Origin of the sequence: Streptomyces seoulensis (genome assembly GCF_004328625.1) — a bacterium.
Classification (GTDB): domain Bacteria; phylum Actinomycetota; class Actinomycetes; order Streptomycetales; family Streptomycetaceae; genus Streptomyces; species Streptomyces seoulensis.
The window spans coordinates 6,067,561-6,083,089 of the sequence record NZ_CP032229.1 but is presented as its reverse complement, the minus strand read 5'-3'; the positions used below and the strand labels follow the sequence as shown (position 1 = coordinate 6,083,089).

General features: G+C 73.2%; 16 protein-coding genes. 8 read left to right on the top strand and 8 right to left on the bottom strand.

Annotated elements, in window-relative coordinates; genetic code table 11:
- Nucleotides 1-149 precede the first annotated feature (149 nt).
- The 4 genes from D0Z67_RS27915 to D0Z67_RS27900 all read left to right on the top strand — a co-directional run bounded on the left by D0Z67_RS27915 (nucleotide 150) and on the right by D0Z67_RS27900 (nucleotide 5,765).
- The gene (locus D0Z67_RS27915) at nucleotides 150-1,811 is read left to right on the top strand and encodes a phospholipid carrier-dependent glycosyltransferase (protein ID WP_051887483.1); all 1,662 of its coding nucleotides are present in this window, start codon (nucleotides 150-152) and stop codon (nucleotides 1,809-1,811) included.
- A 78-nt stretch (nucleotides 1,812-1,889) separates the two neighbouring features.
- Entirely contained in the window at nucleotides 1,890-2,807 is a 918-nt protein-coding gene (locus D0Z67_RS27910; RefSeq protein ID WP_031179371.1) for a MurR/RpiR family transcriptional regulator, read from the top strand.
- A 108-nt stretch (nucleotides 2,808-2,915) separates the two neighbouring features.
- Nucleotides 2,916-3,296, top strand: a complete 381-nt coding sequence (locus D0Z67_RS27905; protein ID WP_031179370.1) for a hypothetical protein — start codon at nucleotides 2,916-2,918, stop codon at nucleotides 3,294-3,296.
- 123 nt (nucleotides 3,297-3,419) lie between these two features.
- Nucleotides 3,420-5,765 (top strand): SpoIIE family protein phosphatase, encoded by a 2,346-nt coding sequence (locus tag D0Z67_RS27900; RefSeq protein WP_031179369.1) that lies wholly within the window; start codon nucleotides 3,420-3,422, stop codon nucleotides 5,763-5,765.
- A gap of 4 nt (nucleotides 5,766-5,769) precedes the next feature.
- Here the strand turns inward: D0Z67_RS27900 and D0Z67_RS27895 are convergent, their stop codons facing one another.
- Together D0Z67_RS27895 and D0Z67_RS27890 are read right to left on the bottom strand one after the other, a co-directional pair.
- Entirely contained in the window at nucleotides 5,770-6,384 is a 615-nt protein-coding gene (locus D0Z67_RS27895; protein WP_031179368.1) for a peptidoglycan-binding domain-containing protein, read from the bottom strand.
- A gap of 67 nt (nucleotides 6,385-6,451) precedes the next feature.
- Nucleotides 6,452-7,303, bottom strand: a complete 852-nt coding sequence (locus D0Z67_RS27890) for an ATP-grasp domain-containing protein (protein WP_031179367.1) — start codon at nucleotides 7,301-7,303, stop codon at nucleotides 6,452-6,454.
- Nucleotides 7,304-7,468: 165 nt separating this feature from the next.
- Here D0Z67_RS27890 and D0Z67_RS27885 point away from each other — a divergent pair, with 165 nt between their 5' ends.
- Together D0Z67_RS27885 and D0Z67_RS27880 are read left to right on the top strand one after the other, a co-directional pair.
- Nucleotides 7,469-8,197 carry a TetR family transcriptional regulator gene (locus D0Z67_RS27885; protein ID WP_031179366.1) on the top strand — a complete coding sequence of 243 codons (729 nt, stop codon included), beginning with the start codon at nucleotides 7,469-7,471 and terminating at the stop codon, nucleotides 8,195-8,197.
- A 116-nt stretch (nucleotides 8,198-8,313) separates the two neighbouring features.
- Nucleotides 8,314-8,718 (top strand): Zn-ribbon domain-containing OB-fold protein, encoded by a 405-nt coding sequence (locus tag D0Z67_RS27880; RefSeq protein WP_031179365.1) that lies wholly within the window; start codon nucleotides 8,314-8,316, stop codon nucleotides 8,716-8,718.
- A 13-nt stretch (nucleotides 8,719-8,731) separates the two neighbouring features.
- Here the strand turns inward: D0Z67_RS27880 and D0Z67_RS27875 are convergent, their stop codons facing one another.
- Complete coding sequence (locus D0Z67_RS27875) at nucleotides 8,732-9,121, bottom strand: PPOX class F420-dependent oxidoreductase (RefSeq protein WP_031179364.1); 390 nt, start codon at nucleotides 9,119-9,121, stop codon at nucleotides 8,732-8,734.
- A gap of 141 nt (nucleotides 9,122-9,262) precedes the next feature.
- Between D0Z67_RS27875 and D0Z67_RS27870 the strand changes: the two genes are divergently transcribed.
- Together D0Z67_RS27870 and D0Z67_RS27865 are read left to right on the top strand one after the other, a co-directional pair.
- Nucleotides 9,263-10,096, top strand: coding sequence for an SAM-dependent methyltransferase (locus D0Z67_RS27870; RefSeq protein WP_031179363.1), 834 nt, complete (start codon nucleotides 9,263-9,265; stop codon nucleotides 10,094-10,096).
- 136 nt (nucleotides 10,097-10,232) lie between these two features.
- The gene (locus D0Z67_RS27865) at nucleotides 10,233-11,606 is read left to right on the top strand and encodes a S1 family peptidase (protein WP_031179362.1); all 1,374 of its coding nucleotides are present in this window, start codon (nucleotides 10,233-10,235) and stop codon (nucleotides 11,604-11,606) included.
- Between the two features lie 87 nt (nucleotides 11,607-11,693).
- On the opposite strand, the gene D0Z67_RS27860 is transcribed toward D0Z67_RS27865, so the two are convergent.
- The 5 genes from D0Z67_RS27860 to D0Z67_RS27840 form a co-directional block, all read right to left on the bottom strand.
- Nucleotides 11,694-11,879: a hypothetical protein gene (locus tag D0Z67_RS27860; protein ID WP_031179361.1), complete on the bottom strand. Its 186-nt coding sequence runs from the start codon at nucleotides 11,877-11,879 to the stop codon at nucleotides 11,694-11,696.
- A 99-nt stretch (nucleotides 11,880-11,978) separates the two neighbouring features.
- A complete protein-coding gene (locus D0Z67_RS27855) occupies nucleotides 11,979-12,674 on the bottom strand; it encodes a L,D-transpeptidase family protein (protein ID WP_031179360.1) in 696 nt (231 codons plus the stop codon).
- A 147-nt stretch (nucleotides 12,675-12,821) separates the two neighbouring features.
- On the bottom strand, nucleotides 12,822-13,631 hold the full coding sequence (locus tag D0Z67_RS27850; RefSeq protein WP_031179359.1) for an SDR family NAD(P)-dependent oxidoreductase: 810 nt from the start codon (nucleotides 13,629-13,631) through the stop codon (nucleotides 12,822-12,824).
- Nucleotides 13,632-13,708: 77 nt separating this feature from the next.
- Nucleotides 13,709-14,338 carry an MBL fold metallo-hydrolase gene (locus tag D0Z67_RS27845; RefSeq protein ID WP_031179358.1) on the bottom strand — a complete coding sequence of 210 codons (630 nt, stop codon included), beginning with the start codon at nucleotides 14,336-14,338 and terminating at the stop codon, nucleotides 13,709-13,711.
- Nucleotides 14,338-15,426 carry an S-(hydroxymethyl)mycothiol dehydrogenase gene (locus tag D0Z67_RS27840; protein ID WP_031179357.1) on the bottom strand — a complete coding sequence of 363 codons (1,089 nt, stop codon included), beginning with the start codon at nucleotides 15,424-15,426 and terminating at the stop codon, nucleotides 14,338-14,340. Before D0Z67_RS27840 ends, D0Z67_RS27845 begins: the two co-directional genes overlap by 1 nt.
- Nucleotides 15,427-15,529 lie beyond the last annotated feature (103 nt).

Genomic DNA, 15,529 nt, shown 5'->3' with positions numbered 1-15,529 from the left:
CGTATCCGTGGGTGCGCGGCGGAGGGTCCGCCGAGGGGACCGGCGGGGGCGGTGGCACCGCCGGTCGCGGGAACGGTGCGCGGACACGGCCCCGGCGGGGGCGGTTCGGCACCGGGACCGGTGCGGCCCGTGCCACCGTGGGGCGGATGATGGCGAGCGCACACCTCGGGACCGGGACGATCCCCGCACCGGCACCCCCGCTCCCCCGCCGCCGTGAACGCCGGTGGCTGGTGCAGCTGCTCGTGGCGCTGCTCCTGGCCCAGATGGCGGCGGCGATGGTCACCACGGCCGTCCGGCAGACGCCCACCATCGACGAGCCGGTGTACGTGGTCACCGCCACCGACTACCTCCACGAGCACCGGCTGCGCTACAACCCCGAGCACCCGCCGCTCGGCAAACTCCTGATCGCGGCCGGTGTCGCCGTGGCCGACCCGCACTACGACCCCGCCCTCCCCGGCACCCAGGGCGAGGCGGGCCGCCATCTGCTCTACGAGTCCGGCAACGATCCCTGGCGGCTGATGCTGTGGGCGCGGCTGCCGGTGATCGCGCTGACGCTGCTCGGCGGGCTGGTGGTGTTCGCCTTCGCACGGGACCTGGCGGGGAGGGCGGCCGGCCTGGTGGCGCTCGCTCTGTTCGCCTTCTGCCCCGATGTCGTCGCACACGGCTCGCTGGCCACGCTGGACCTGCCGATGACCGTCTTCCTGCTCACCTCGGTCTGGCTGACCTGGCGGGCCCGGGACCGGCCCCGGCTGTACGTGCCGCTCGCCGGGGCGGCGCTGGGCGCGGCGGTGGCCACGAAGATGAGCGCGCTGCCCGCGATCCCGCTGCTGATGGTGCTGGCCGGCTGGTCGGTGTGGCACGCCCGAGCCGGTGCCGGACGGCGGCGCGGGGTCCTGTCGGCGCTAGGGGGCGCGGGAGCGGTGCTGGCGGTGGCGCTCGCCGTCGTCTGGGCCGCCTATCTGGTCGTCGACCCCCGGCTCGGGTTCGCGCCCGCCGAGCCCGTCCCACCCCTGGCGGGCAAGCGGGCGCTGGTGAGCCACCTGCTCCCGCTGCCGCCCGCGTACGGCGCCGGGCTGCGGGCGCAGTTCGCCATGGAGTACTACCCGTGGGAGGGCTTCCTGTTCGGCCGGGTGTACACCGGCGCCCTCTGGTACTACCTGCCGGTGGCCCTCCTGGTGAAGAACCCGCTGGGCCTCACGGCCCTGGGCGCGGCCGGCGCGGTGACCGTCCTGGCGGTGCCCCGGCCCCGCCCCGCGGCCCCGTACCTGCTGCTGCCGCCCGCGCTGCTGCTGGCGGTGGCGATGACGGGCGCGCGGGACTTCGGCACCCGGTACGCGCTGTTCGTCCCGGTGTTCCTGGCGCTGGCCGGGGGCTGCGTCACGCTCTGGCGGCCCCGGTGGACGAAGGCGCTGGCCGGGGTGCTGGTGCTGTGGGTGGCGGTGAGTTCGCTGCGGACGTTCCCGTACTACCTGCCCTACGCCAACGAGGCGTTCGGCGGGCCCGCGCGGACGCACCGGCTGCTGCACGACTCCAACGTGGACTGGGGCCAGGACCTCGGCGCCCTAGCGGACCGGCTGCGGGAGCGGTATCCGGGCGAGCGGGTGTGGCTGGTCTACAAGGGCAGCGGGGTCCCGTCGTACTACGGCATCCACGCCGGGGCTCCGCTCGCGGTGCCGCCGGAGCGGGTGCGGGGGCTGCTGGTGGTGTCGGACTCGGCCGCGGCCAAGGCGCGGGGGCGGCTGGCGGAGCTGATCCGCACGAGCCGGCCGGTGGACGACGTGGGGCACTCGATCACGGTGTACCGGCGCTGACCCTCCGGGCCAACACGCGGAGCCACCAGGGACGGTGAGCTATGTTGATGCGTCGTGGGAGACAAAGTCGACGGTCCGGTGCCCTCGCCGCAGCAGGCACGCGCCCAGGCATCTGCGATCACCTCGGGCGGCCCCGCCACGGGCGCCGGGGCCGCGCCGACCTCCCAGCTCCGGGCGCTGTTCGACGGGCCCCGGCTCTCCCCCGGGCAGCGGCGGGTGGCGCGGTACCTGATCGAGCACCTCACCGAGGCCGCGTTCCTGTCCATCACCGAGCTGGCCGACCGGGCCGGGGTGAGCCAGCCGTCGGTGACCCGGTTCGCGTCCGCCGTGGGGTTCAGCGGGTATCCGGCGCTGCGCGAACGGCTCCAGTCGATCGCGCTGGGCGCGCTGGCGGGCGGTCCCGGTGAGGAGGACCGGGCGAACGAGCTGCAGGCGGCGGTGGACGCGGAGATCCAGAACCTGGAGCATCTGCGCCGCGACCTGGCCGATCCCGACCGGGTGGTCCGGGTGGGCCGCGAGCTGTCCCGCTCCACCCCGCTGACCGTGCTGGGGCTGCGGATCTCGGGCTCGCTGGCGGAGTACTTCGGGTACGCGGCCCGGCGCATCCATCCCGATGTGCGACTGGTGACGCGGGGCGGCAGCGTGGCGTCGGACGCGCTGCTGCAGTCCCGTGAGGCGGGCGGCAGCTGGGTGCTGGCCTTCGCCATGCCCCGGCACGCGCAGGAGACGCTCGCCGCGCTGCGGGTCGCGCGGGAGGCGGGGCTGAAGGTCGCGCTGGTCACCGATCTCGCGCTGGGCCCGCTGGCGGAGGAGGCCGACGTCACCTTCGCCACCGGCACCGGCTCCCGGCTGGTGTTCGACTCCTACGCCGCTCCCGGCCTGCTGGCCGCCGCGCTGCTCCAGGCGATGACCGACGCCGACCCCGGGCGCACCCAGGCCCGCCTGGAGAAGTACGAGCAGGTCGCCGACCAGCAGCAGTTCTTCCTGCGGGACTGATCCGGCGCGGATCTTCCCGCATCGGTGCGGATGAATGTTTTCATCCGTCTTGAAAAGCGGTTGGCATATATAAATACTGCTCCCGGACGACGAGGCACTCCGGAAGCGATGAGCATGCCGATCACCACCACGCGGATCAGCCCCGACTGGCCCTGCCAGGTCAAGCAGCCGGGCAGCTACGACTGGGAACGCTCGGCGGCCAAGTGGCTGCGCGAGCTGATCCCGGCGCGCTACGCCAGCTATCCGGCGCTGATCCGGCACCCCGTCCTGCTGGCCCGGCACGCCGGGCTCCAGGTGCAGCAGGAGATCCGGGTGGCCCGCACCGCGCTCCAGACCGCCCGCGCCGAACTGCCGATGCTCGGGCTGCCGGAGTCGGTCATCGAGCACACCATCAAGCTGTACGCCGCCGAGCTGCTCCAGCTCCAGCACATCGCGCGCAGTGTCCGTGCCGTCTCCGAGGCGCTGGGCACCCGTGGCACCGGCCGCTGACCCCGCCTTCCGCCCACCCCGCCCGACGCCCGCCGTCCCTGATGGGAACGGCTGTGCCGGACAAGTGAGCGAACGGCCGGGGTGTGCCATGCTCATCGCGTGACGAGCGAGCCCACCCCTGCCGTGGAGACCGGCCTCGGCGCCGATGTGGCGGCGCTGGCCAAGGTCGTGGCCCGGCAGCGCGCCGAGATGGAGCGGCTGCGCGACCTCACCGGGTCCTCGGCGGTGCTGGAACGCGCCAAGGGCGCGCTGATGGCCCTGACCGGCCGGTCCGCCGAGGCCGCCCACGAGGAGCTGCTCGCCCGCGCCGAGGCCGGGCGGCGCACCCTGATCGAGGAGTGCTGGCTCACCCTGGGCGCGCTGGAGCCCCCGAAGCCGATCGCGCCGGACGCGGACCCGGCCGCTCTGCCGGAGCCGGCGTCCGTCTCCCGCAAGCCCGCCCCGACCGCCCCCGGTGACCTCGCGGACGTCCTGGCCGACCTGGGCCGGGCCCTGGTGCGGGTCGGCTCGCCGCAGGAGCTGGCCGGGGTTCTGCTGCGCCACCTGGGCCCGGACGCGGCCGCCGACGCGGTCCTGCTCTACCAGCGCCTCCCCGGGGACGGCCTCGAACTCATCGGGTACGCGGGCATCGACGCCGCCCTCGGCGGGCGCTGGCACCACATGCCCGAGGTGAACAGGCTCGCCCCGCTGGAGTGCCTGCGCACCGGCGAACCGCGCTGGCTGGAGAACCTCGCCGACGACCGGCGCCAGTACCTGCTCGGGGACCCGCCGGAGCGCTGGCTGTCGCGGGCCTGGCTGCCGGTGCCGGGCGGGTCCGGCTCGGGCATCGCGCTCGGCGTGCTGCGTACCGAGGAGGGGCCGTTCGACTCCCGCGAACGTCAACTGCTGCTGGGCGCGGCCCGGTTGTGCGCGGGGCGGCTGCGGGCCTTCGACGCGGACCGGGCCGGCGAGGCGAGCGGGATCACCGGGTACGTGCAGACGGTGCTCGACGCGCTGCCGGGTGCCGCGATCCTGCTGCGCCCGCTGCGTGCCGCGTCCGGCGCGGTCGAGGACTACCGGATCGAGGCCGCGAGCCCGGAGGCGGTCGACGTGTTCGGCAACACCGGGCGCGAGATGCTGGGCCGGCGGATCCTCGAGAGCTATCCGACCGTCGCGGGCGAGCAGTTGTGGCACGGCTATCTGACGGCGCTGAGCACGGGCGTGCCCTTCGAGAGCGCGCCGTTCGCCTACCAGGACGTGGTGGACGGCGCACCGGTGACCGCCACGTACTCCGTGCGGGCGGCGCCGCTGGGCGACGGGCTGCTGGTGACCTGGCTGCGACTGGACCCGGTGGACCGGCAGGAACAGCGGCTGTGGGACGTGCAGCGGCTGGGCAACCTGGGCTGGGCCAACTGGAATCTGGTCACCGGCGAGACCTCCTGGTCCGCGCAGACCTACGCCGTGCTCGGTCTCAACGCGGCGCGCGGGCCGGTCCCGCTGGCGGAGCTGCCCGCGCTGGTGGCACCGCAGGACGCGGCTCCGCTGCGCGCCGCGATCACCGAACTCGTACGCCACGCCCGTGCCTTCGACGTACCCTTCCGCGTCGACGCGCCGGGCGGGGTACGGCATCTGCGGATCGTCGCGGAGGCGGTGACCGAGCCGGACGGCACACCGGCCGAGGTGCACGGGTTCGTACAGGACCTCACCGCCCAGCGCAGCGCCGAACTCGCGCTGGTCGAGAGCGAGCGGGCGATGCTGCTCCAGCGCGGGGTGCTCCAGGCCGAACGGGCGCTGGCGGACCGGCTGCAGCACGCGCTGCTCCCGCTGCCGGCCGGACCGGTCCGGCTGGCCGGGCTGCGGGTCGAAGTCGCCTATCTGCCCGCCCAGTCCGGCATCCAGGTCGGCGGTGACTGGTTCAGCGCCGTCGAACTCTCCGACAGCATGGCGCTGTTCGTGGTGGGCGACGTGGCGGGGCACGGCATCGGGGCGGTGGCCACCATGGCTCAACTCCGGTTCACCGCCAAGGGCATGGTGGGTACGGGCTCCTCGCTGACCGGCGCTCTGACCCGGCTGAACACCCTGCTGCTGGACTCACGGGACGGCCGCTCCACCGCCACCATGGTGCTGGCCCGCTACGACCCCACGACCCGCGTACTGAGCTGGGCCCAGGCCGGACACCCGCCGCCCCTGCTGGTGCGCGGGGGCACGGCCCGCTTCCTCGGCCGGCCCGTCGGCATGCTGCTCGGCGCGAGCGCCACCCCGGTGTACGACTCGGCCGAGGCCCGGCTGGAGCCCGGCGACCGGCTGCTGCTGTTCACCGACGGGCTGGTGGAACGCCCCGGCGAGGACGTCCACGCGGGCTTCGCCCGGCTCGCCCACGCGGTCCGCACCCAGGGCGGCGACAGCCTGGACTCGCTGCTCGCCACGATGCTGGTGGACGAGCACCGCGACGACGTGTGCGTGGTGGACATCCGGCTGCCGAAGGAGTGAGGGCTCAGCCGGGACCGGTGCGGGACTCCAGGTCGCGGCGCGTGTCGTCGCCGTAGACGCCGGTCTCGTCGCCCCGGATGCCGTACCAGAGCTGGAACCGGGCCACCGCTGCGGCGAGTCGGGCGTCGTACGGGCCGGTGGCGGGGCCGTCGTGGAAGACGTCGGGGATGCGCAGGAGGCGGCGGCGCAGCTCGGTGACCTCGGGGCCGGAGTCGCCCTGGCGGAGGGTGCCGGGGCCGTCCGGGTCCGCCGTCGAGGGAGCGGCGGGAGTGGTGGGGACGGGGGACGGCGCGGGGTGCGCGGTGGGTTCCTGCCGGCCGGGGAGCAGGAGGGCGCAGCCGAAGCCGACGAGGACGGCTGCCGCCAGGGCCGCTGCCACGGCCCAGCTCCGACGGCGTGGCCTCGGGGCGGCCGCCGGGTCCTCGGCCGGGACCGGCGGCAGCTCCTCGGTGTCTTCCTCGGCCTCGGCGCGCGGCTTGTTCCACGCCCCCTCCCCCGGTTCCGGCATCAGCTCGCGCATCAGCTCCGCGAGTGCGTCGGTGGGGCGGGCGCGCAGGACGCGTACGGGTTCCACGACCCGTGCGGGGCGCGGGCGTTCGGGATCGGGGGGTGTCGGCACGCTGCTCTCCTTCCGTCCCTCGCCGGGGATTACGGAGCGCGGGGCGGCGCCGTTCAGCGGGCCCCCGTCACGCCGGGGCCAGGGCGCCCGCGAGCACGAAGCGGCTCAGGGACGCGGTGAGCGTGCCCACGAACGCGTCCTGCTCCTCCTCGGGGAGGACGTCGAGGGAGAGATAGGGGTTCAGGTCCTCCAGCTCGACCAGGAGCAGCTCGCCCTGAAGGGTGCGGCAGGCGTCGACGCGCTGGATGCCGTGGCCGAGCCCGTTCCAGTCGATGAAGCCGCGCGCGAACTCCAGGTCGGCGGCGGTCGCCCGGTACGGCTTCAGCTCCCAGCGGTCGCGGGGGTCGGGGGCGTAGAGGGCGTACTGGAAGTCGTCGTCCACGAAGTAGAAGGACACCTCGTGGACGAAGTCGATGTGCGGCTGGACCAGGACCGAGCCGTCCGCGACCGGGGCCTCGGCCGCGCGGCTCGCCGGTACGGTGCGCAGGCCGAGGGAGTCGGCGCCGTAGGCCGGCTTGACCACGTACCGGTCGACGGCGGGCAGCCGGTGCAGGTCCTCGGCGCGGTCGACGGTCGGGATGACCGGGAGGCCGGCCTCGGTGAGGTCGAGCAGATACCCCTTGCCTGCCATGTCGGCCTTGCCGGTCAGCGGGTTGTAGACCAGGGTGCCGGTCTCCAGCGCGCGGGCGCGGAAGGCGTCGTACTCGGTGCGGTAGCCCAGCACCGGGCCGCTGTTGCGGACCACGACGGCGTCGAAGCCGTCCATCAGCGCGGCCGCGTCCTTCGGGTGGCACAGGGCGAGGTCGAAGCGGTCGCGCAGCCGGGAGGTGAGGAAGACGTCCTCGTCGCCGTAGCGACGCCCGCGGGCCGGGTACGCCAGGTCGGTGACGTAGAGCAGGCGGGGGCGGGCGGAGGGCATACGGGATCTCCTCGTACGGGCCGGGTGCCGACAGGGTGGAGAAAGGTTACGTCGCAGAGGACGGACGATGATCGCCGGGCCGGTCCGAAGCACTCGGTTCCCTCACGGGTGCCTGTCGGCTGCACTCAGTGCCAGAGCGAGCTTCCGAATGCTACGTTCCCGTCCATGAGCACCAGCAGTGCGGCGCCGCCCGCGAAGCCGCCGATGCGCGACGCCCTGGTGGCGGCCGCCTTCCAGCTGTTCATGGAGCGCGGGTACGAGCAGACCACGGTGGACGACATCGTGGCGCTGGCGGAGGTCGGACGGCGGTCGTTCTTCCGCTACTTCCCCTCCAAGGAGGACGTGGTCTTCCCCGACCACGAGAGCTGCCTCGCCGACATGACCGCGTTCCTCGCGGCGGGCGAGAGCGACACGGAACCGGTACGGCGGGTGTGCGACGCGGCCCGGCTGGTGCTGCGCATGTACGCGGAGAACCCGGCGTTCTCGGTCCAGCGTTACCGACTGACCCGCCGGGTGTCGGGGCTGCGGGCGTACGAGCTGTCGGTCGTCTGGCGCTACGAGCGCGCGCTCGCCGCGTATCTGCGCGGGCGGTTCGCCGGGCGGCCCGACGGCACGCTGCGGGCGGACGTGATCGCGGCCGCGGTGGTCGCCGCGCACAACAACGCCCTGCGCTCCTGGCTGCGTTCGGACGGCAAGGGGGACGCGGAGGCGGCCGTGGACCACGCGCTCGCCTGCGTGCAGACGGCGTTCGCCGACGCGCCGGCCCGGCCCGCGTCCCCGTTCCCGCCCGAATCCCCGCGCCCCGACGACGTGGTGGTGCTGGTGGCCCGCCGGGACACCCCTCTGTGGCAGGTGGTCCGGCAGTTCGAGGCGACACAGGGCGAGAGCCGGTAATTAAGGGTACGCAGTGCCTTTACGAGTGACACTGAGTGCCATACGCTGTCGCTCGTGCACGGTGGCACGGCATCGGGCACGAGCGGATTCCGGCCCAGTGCGGGGAGTTGACGAGCGTGTACCACCACTCAAGCGGAACGGCCCAGCCGCCGGCAGGCTCGGCGGGCCTCCTCACCGAGCGCCCCGCCGACTCCATCGAGTACCAGCGCTGCGGCTGGTGCGGCACCGCGATGTACCACCGGCTCCTCTGTCCGGTCTGCCAGGGCAGCGACCTGCGCACCGAGCGCAGCGAGGGCATCGGCACGGTCCGCCACTCCACCACCGTCCACCGCAACAGCCCCGCCGCCCGCAACGTCTCCCTCGTCGAACTCGCCGAGGGCTTCGTCGTACGCGGCCGCGTCATTGGCCCCCCGATCGGCATCCACAGCGGCGACCGGGTCCGCCTCTCGACCGCCAAGGACCCGGTACGCGGCGAACCGGTCTTCCAGCTCCTGGACGAGTCGTGCCGGGCGTGGACCTGAGGCCGACGGCCCGCTAGGCGGGGAACGTCACCCGGATTCCCACCGTGCCCTCCGTGCCGCGTCGGAGCTTGCTGCCCAGGAGGGTGAGGCGGCCGAAGAGGCCGTACTTGCGGGCGATCAGGGTGCGGTAGCGGGCCGTGGTGGCGGGGTCGGCGATCTCGGCGTGCGCGGGGTGCGGGGCGCCGGTCGGGCGGCCGCGCATGTCGCAGGGGCCCACCAGGACGTCCGCGCGGCGGCGGATGCGCTTGACCTTGTAGCTGTCGGCGGCCGTCCACACCCCTAGGGCGTCGTCGCCGTCGGGGACGACCCAGACCGGGGTGGCCACCGGGGAGCCGTCCTTGCGGTAGCTGGTGACCAGCAGGTACTTGCCCGAGCCGAGCCGGGTCACAAGCGCGTCGTCCATGCCTTCGAGTCTACGAGGGGATCTCGCCGCGGTCGCGCGGACACCCCCAATGCCGCGGACCTTCGGCGCGGAGCAACTCCGGCGTCTAGATTGCGTCTTGACCGGTACCGCCCGCCCCAGGCACCCCAGGAGCTGACTCCCGTGACCGACAACCCGGCCGCCGCCACCAATGACGTCGCCGTGTCCCTGCGCGCCCGTATCAACACCGGCCAGCCGCACACCGCCCGGATCTGGAACTACTGGCTCGGCGGCAAGGACAACTACGAGGTCGACCGCGCGGCCGGCGACCAGATCCGCCAACTGCACCCGGGCATCGGGGAGTACGCCCGCCACGACCGCCTCTTCCTGGGCCGCGCGGTGCGTCATCTGGTCGGCGACCTCGGAATACGGCAGTTCCTGGACATCGGCACCGGCCTGCCCACCGCCGACAACACGCACGAGGTCGCCCAGAGCGTGGCCCCCGAGACACGGGTCGTCTACGTCGACAACGACCCGTTGGTCCTCACCCACGCCCGCGCCCTGCTCACCAGCACCCCCGAGGGCCGTACCGACTATCTCGACGAGGATCTGCGCAACATCGACGCGATCTTCGAGCACGCGGCGAAGACCCTGGACCTCAGCAGGCCGGTGGCCCTGATGCTGCTGGGCGTGGTCATCTTCCTCGGCGACGACGAGGACCCGTACCGCCTGGTGCGGCAGCTGGTGGACCGGCTGCCGGCCGGGAGCTATCTGGTGCTGTCGCACACCGTCACCAGCCCGTCGATGCCGGACGTGGACGAGGCGGTGAAGTTCTGGAACGAGCACGGCACCCCCAAGCTCACCCAGCGCACCCCCGAGGACGTGACCCGCTTCTTCGACGGCCTGGAGCTGCTGGAGCCCGGCGTGGTCTCCTGCTCGCGCTGGCGCCCCGAGGACAGCGGGGACACCGAGCCGGAGGAGGTCGCCATGTTCGGCGGGGTGGCCCGCAAGGACTGACCCCGCCGGCCGGGCGGAATCGCGCCGTCCGGTGAACGCTCCCGGCCCCTCCCCCGTACTGACGGGGGGCGCTCACGACCGGAGGGCCCCGTGCCGCCGGTACGGGCGGTGCGCGCTCGGGGTTCGGGAGTCTGGCATGAGGCACGCACGACGGCGGGTCGTCCGGCGAGTGACACGGCTGGCGGCGGTCGGCGGACTCCTCCTGGGAGGAGGGATGGTCGCGCAGGCGGCCATGGCGAGCGAGACCCCGGCCGCGCCGGCCACCACGTTCAGCGCCGCCGGTACGGCCGGGACCAGGGGCGCGGCGCTCGCGGAGAAACTCGGCACGGCCCGCTCGGCGGGCAACTGGGTGGACGCCCAGGGCCGTCCGGTCGTCGCCGTCACCGACGAACGGGCGGCCGCCGAGGTACGCGCGGCGGGCGCGCAGGCGAAGGTCGTCGGGCACAGCATGAACGAGCTGAAGTCGGCGACCGGCGCGCTCCGTTCTGCTCCCCGGGTGCCGGGCACCGCCTGGGCGGTGGACTACCGCACCAACCGGATCGTGGTCAGCGGGGACCGCACGGTGTCGTCCGGGGACTGGACCAGGATGACCCAAGTCGCCTCCCGCATCGGCGACTTCGTCAGCATGGAACGGACCGAGGGCAGGTTCACCACGCGGCTCAACGGCGCCCAGCCGATCCTCTCCACCGGCGGCCGCTGCTCGGCGGGCTTCAACGTGACGAATGGACAACGGGACTTCATCCTCACCGCCGGGCACTGCGGGCCGACCGGCTCGATCTGGTTCGCCGACGGCCAGGGCACCCGGCAGCTCGGCGCGACGGTCAACAGCAGCTTCCCAGGCGGTGACTTCTCCCTCGTCCAGTACGACACCGACAAGGCAGGGCAGGGCGCCGACGTCGTCGCGGTCGGCGGCGGCAAGGGTGTCCGGATCACCGGCGCGGGCGACGCGGCCGTGGGCCAGCAGGTGTTCCGCAGCGGCAGCACCAGCGGCCTGCACGACGGCCAGGTCACCGCGCTCAACGCGACCGTGAACTACCCCGAGGGCACCGTCACCGGCCTGATCGAGACCAATGTGTGCGCCGAACCCGGCGACAGCGGCGGCCCGATGTTCTCCGAGGGAATCGCGCTCGGCGTCACCTCGGGCGGCAACGGCGACTGCACCACGGGCGGTACGACCTTCTTCCAGCCGGTGACCAAGGCGCTCACCGCGCTGAACGTCAAGCTCATCACCGCCACCCCGCCCCCCGGCGCCCAGAGCGCCGCCCCCACCCCCGCGACCGCGGCCGGCCAGAGCGGGATGACGCCCAGCGCGGCCCGCCCCGGCTCCTCGGCCCCCGTGACCGGCGTGGAGGGGCAGACGCTGCTGGCCCGCCTCACCGACACCCGTAACGTCGGCCCCGGACTGCTGGTGATCGCGGGCAGCGTGATCGCGCTGGTCGCCACCCGGTACATCCGCGCCGAGCAGGACCGCAAGGCGTACCAGCGGTACTACTCGGCGACCTGGGGCTGAGCCCGGCGCCAGGGAAAGCACGACAAAGGAGGGCACCCGGTCACGGGTGCCCTCTGGGCGGTTCGGCGACGGCTCTGCGGGGTCCGGTCAGACCGGGCGGCGCGGCGTCGGGGCCGCGGCGGCCCACTCCATCACGAGGCGCTGGTACTCCGCGCGCTGGTCGCTGGTCAGGATGCCACCCGACCGGCGCCACAGGGCCCGGATCTCCTCGTTGACCTCCGCGGCCGAGCGCCCGCAGGAGGCTTCAGCAGTGGTGGACATGGTGTGAAGCATATGCCGGTCCCCGTGAAGGCGCCGTGAATAAGTAGGTGCGATCCGGGCATTTCGGACCGTGTTGCTCATCACGTCAAGAAGCCGCGCGGGAGGGCGAGTTCAGGTGCCGGGCTTGCGGCCGTAGACGAAGACGTCGTCGCCGTTCTTCAGCAGCGACCAGTACTTCTTCGCGTCCTTCGTGGTCATGTTCACACAGCCGTGGGAGCCCGGCGGGTTCCACATGCTGAGACCGACGGAGTGGAACGCCTGCCCGCCGTCGAAGAACTGGCTGTAGGGCATCGGCACGTCGTACAGGTTGGAGACGTGGTCGATGTCACGCCAGTAGATCTTCTTCAGGCCGGTTCGCGTCTCGTACTTGTCGCGGCCGGTGCGCACCGGGACGGGGCCGTGGACCAGCTTCTTGCCGTCCTGTACCCAGCTGAGCTGGAGGGTGAGGTTCACGCAGGCGATGCGGCCCTTGTTGGTCGGGCACTTGCCGTCCTTGTTGGGGTTCTTCCCCACGGCCTTCTGCCGGTTCATGAGGTCCATCACACCCCAGGTGACCGGTCCGGCGTAGCCGATGTTGGGGGTGATGCCGTGCTTGGTCTGGAAGCTGCGGATGGCCGAGCAGTCCCCCGAGGACTGCTTGCCGTCCACCGTGCGGCCGAGGAACCGCTCGACCTGCTTCTGGTACGGGCCCGTCGTGGCGGTGCAGCTCGCAGCCTGGGCCGGAGTTGCGGTGGCGGCGATGGTGAGCGGCGCGACCAGCGCGCCGACCCCGAGTGCGACGGCTCCCCGTCTGCGTATGTCACCCATGGTCGGCCCCATCCCTTCTCCCCTGCGGGCCCCGGGGAGGTCCCCCGGGGTTCACGGCCCCGCTCGTTCCCGAGGCTTTCGGTCTACTAGACCGGCTCATCGGCCGGAAGGTTGTGTTTCCGGCATGCTGTGACGAAACGGTGAACTTTAACCCGGCCCGCCACGGCTGCCGTCCATCGCGGTCCGGAACCCGGTGTGCACCGAGGTCAGGCCGCCGTCGACGACGAGGGTGGTGCCGGTGATCCAGGCGGCGTCGCGGGAGGCGAGGAAGGCGACGGCCGCCGCGATGTCCTCGGGCTCCCCGACCCGGCCGAGCGGATAGCAGTCGCGTACGGCGTCCAGGTCGTCGTCGCGGCCCTCCCAGGCGGAGGTGCGCACGGTGCCCGGCGCGACCATGTTGACCCGGACCCCGCGCGCGGCCGAGCGCCCGGCGAGGGTGCGGGTGAGGGAGCCGAGGCCGGCCTTGGCGGCGCTGTAGGCGTGGTTGCCGAAGTCCATCAGGCCGTTGACCGAGCCGATGCTCACGACGGCGCCGCGTCCGGAGGCGGCGAGGTGGGGCAGCGCGGCCTGGCAACAGCGACGCACGCCGCCCAGGGTGATGTCGAGGTCACGGGCCCAGGAGTCGTCCGGGTCGTCCTCGAACTTGGTGCCGGCGTCCGGTGAGCAGTGGGCGGCGCAGTTCACCAGCACGTCGAGCGAGCCGAAGGCGTCGACGGCGCGGGCGACGGCCGCCTCCACCGAGGCCCGGTCGGCCACGTCGCACACCAACGCCTCGGCGGTGAGCCCCTGTCGGCGCAGCGCGGCGGCGGTCCGCTCCGCCTCGGGCGCGTCCTGGTCGGTGACCAGGACCTGGGCGCCCTCCTGGGCGAGGCGCCGGGCGACGGCCGCGCCGATGCCCCGGCCCGCGCCCGTGACGAGGGCGCCGTGGCCCGTGAAGCGATGGATGAGATCGGTCATGGGCCGACGGTAGGGCAGCGGGGACCGCCGCGACAGAGGCTGTCCGGCCGCGATGGTCCCCGCTCAGGTCGCGGGGCTCAGTGGCCCCGCTCGATCCACTCCTGGAGGTGGCCCGACTCCTCGCCGATCGTCGTGGGGTCGCCGTGGCCGGTGAGCACCTTGGTCTCCGGGGGGAGGGTGAGCAGCCGGTCGCGGATCGAGTCGATGATCGTCGGGAAGTGCGAGTACGACCGTCCGGTGGCGCCGGGGCCGCCCTGGAAGAGGGTGTCGCCGCTGAACACCGCGCCGAGACCGGGGTCGTAGAGGCAGACGGCGCCGGGGGCGTGGCCGGGCGTGTGCAGCACGGTCAGGTCGGCTCCGGCGGCCTCCAGCACCTGGCCGTCGACCAGGTGCTCGTCGGGCTCGCGGTCGGGGTGGGTGAGCTGCCAGAGCGGCAGGTCGTCCGGGTGGAGCCAGATGGGGGCGCCGGTCAGGTCGGCGAGGGCGGGGGCCGCGTTCACGTGGTCGTTGTGCGCGTGGGTGCACACGATGGCGGCGACCCGGCGGTCGCCCACGGCCGCGAGGACGGCCTCGGCGTCGTGCGCCGGGTCGATGACGACGGCCTCGTGGTCGTCGCCGACGATCCAGACGTTGTTGTCGACGTCCCAGGTTCCCCCGTCGAGGGTGAACTGGCCGGAGGTGACGAGGCGTTCGATACGGGCGGTCATCAGAACTCCACCACCGAGCGCAGCACGTCGCCGTGGTGCATCCGCTCGAACGCCTGCTCCACCTGGTCCAGTTGGATGGTCTCGGTGACGAACGCGTCCAGCGGCAGCCGCCCCTGGAGGTGCAGGTCGATCAGCATCGGGAAGTCCCGCGAGGGCAGACAGTCGCCGTACCAGGAGGACTTGAGGGAGCCGCCGCGGCCGAACACGTCCAGCAGGGGCAGTTCGAGCTTCATCTCCGGGGTGGGCACGCCGACCAGGACGACGGTGCCGGCCAGGTCGCGGGCGTAGAACGCCTGCCGGTAGGTCTCCGGGCGGCCGACCGCGTCGATCACCACGTCGGCGCCGTTGCCGCCGGTGAGTTCGCGGACGGCCTCGACCGGGTCGGTCTCCTTGGAGTTGACCGTGTGGGTGGCGCCCAGCGTGCGCGCCGTCCGCAGCTTGCGGTCGTCGATGTCGACGGCGATGACCTTGGCGGCCCCGGCCAGCACGGCACCGGCGATGGCCGCGTCCCCGACGCCGCCGCAGCCGATGACGGCGACGGAGTCGCCCCGGCCGACGTTGCCGGTGTTGATGGCGGCGCCGATGCCCGCCATGACACCGCAGCCGAGCAGCCCGGCGACGGCCGGCGAGACGGACGGGTCGACCTTGGTGCACTGGCCGGCCGCGACGAGGGTCTTCTCGGCGAAGGCGCCGATGCCGAGCGCGGGGGTGAGTTCCTGGCCGGTGGAGGCGAGGGTCATCTTCTGCTCGGCGTTGTGGGTGTTGAAGCAGTACCAGGGGCGGCCGCGCAGGCAGGCACGGCAATTGCCGCACACCGCACGCCAGTTGAGGATCACGAAGTCACCGGGCGCCACGTCGGTGACGCCCTCTCCCACCGACTCCACGACACCGGCGGCCTCGTGGCCGAGCAGGAAGGGGTAGTCGTCGGAGATACCGCCCTGCTTGTAGTGCAGGTCGGTGTGGCAGACCCCGCACGCCTGGATGTCCACGACGGCCTCACCGGGGCCCGGATCGGGGATCACGATCGTCTCGATCCGTACCGGCTCGTCCTTCCCCGGTGCGACGACGCCGCGTACTTCCTGCGCCATGGTCAGGCCCCTCTCCGTCGGTGTTCCTGTCACTTCGACCCTACGCCACCACGGGCCCCCGGGAGGGCTCCGCGAGGGCGTGGACCAGCGGGTTTCCCGGCAC

What these genes read in the sequence shown, in the direction of transcription:
- D0Z67_RS27875 (WP_031179364.1), bottom strand. Translation starts at nt 9,121, where the DNA reads ATGGACGACGCGCTTGTGACCCGGCTCGGCTCGGGCAAGTACCTGCTG.
- D0Z67_RS27915 (WP_051887483.1), top strand. Translation starts at nt 150, where the DNA reads ATGGCGAGCGCACACCTCGGGACCGGGACGATCCCCGCACCGGCACCC.
- D0Z67_RS27905 (WP_031179370.1), top strand. Translation starts at nt 2,916, where the DNA reads ATGAGCATGCCGATCACCACCACGCGGATCAGCCCCGACTGGCCCTGC.
- D0Z67_RS27840 (WP_031179357.1), bottom strand. Translation starts at nt 15,426, where the DNA reads ATGGCGCAGGAAGTACGCGGCGTCGTCGCACCGGGGAAGGACGAGCCG.
- D0Z67_RS27850 (WP_031179359.1), bottom strand. Translation starts at nt 13,631, where the DNA reads ATGACCGATCTCATCCATCGCTTCACGGGCCACGGCGCCCTCGTCACG.
- D0Z67_RS27855 (WP_031179360.1), bottom strand. Translation starts at nt 12,674, where the DNA reads ATGGGTGACATACGCAGACGGGGAGCCGTCGCACTCGGGGTCGGCGCG.
- D0Z67_RS27890 (WP_031179367.1), bottom strand. Translation starts at nt 7,303, where the DNA reads ATGCCCTCCGCCCGCCCCCGCCTGCTCTACGTCACCGACCTGGCGTAC.
- D0Z67_RS27860 (WP_031179361.1), bottom strand. Translation starts at nt 11,879, where the DNA reads ATGCTTCACACCATGTCCACCACTGCTGAAGCCTCCTGCGGGCGCTCG.
- D0Z67_RS27885 (WP_031179366.1), top strand. Translation starts at nt 7,469, where the DNA reads ATGAGCACCAGCAGTGCGGCGCCGCCCGCGAAGCCGCCGATGCGCGAC.
- D0Z67_RS27865 (WP_031179362.1), top strand. Translation starts at nt 10,233, where the DNA reads ATGAGGCACGCACGACGGCGGGTCGTCCGGCGAGTGACACGGCTGGCG.
- D0Z67_RS27845 (WP_031179358.1), bottom strand. Translation starts at nt 14,338, where the DNA reads ATGACCGCCCGTATCGAACGCCTCGTCACCTCCGGCCAGTTCACCCTC.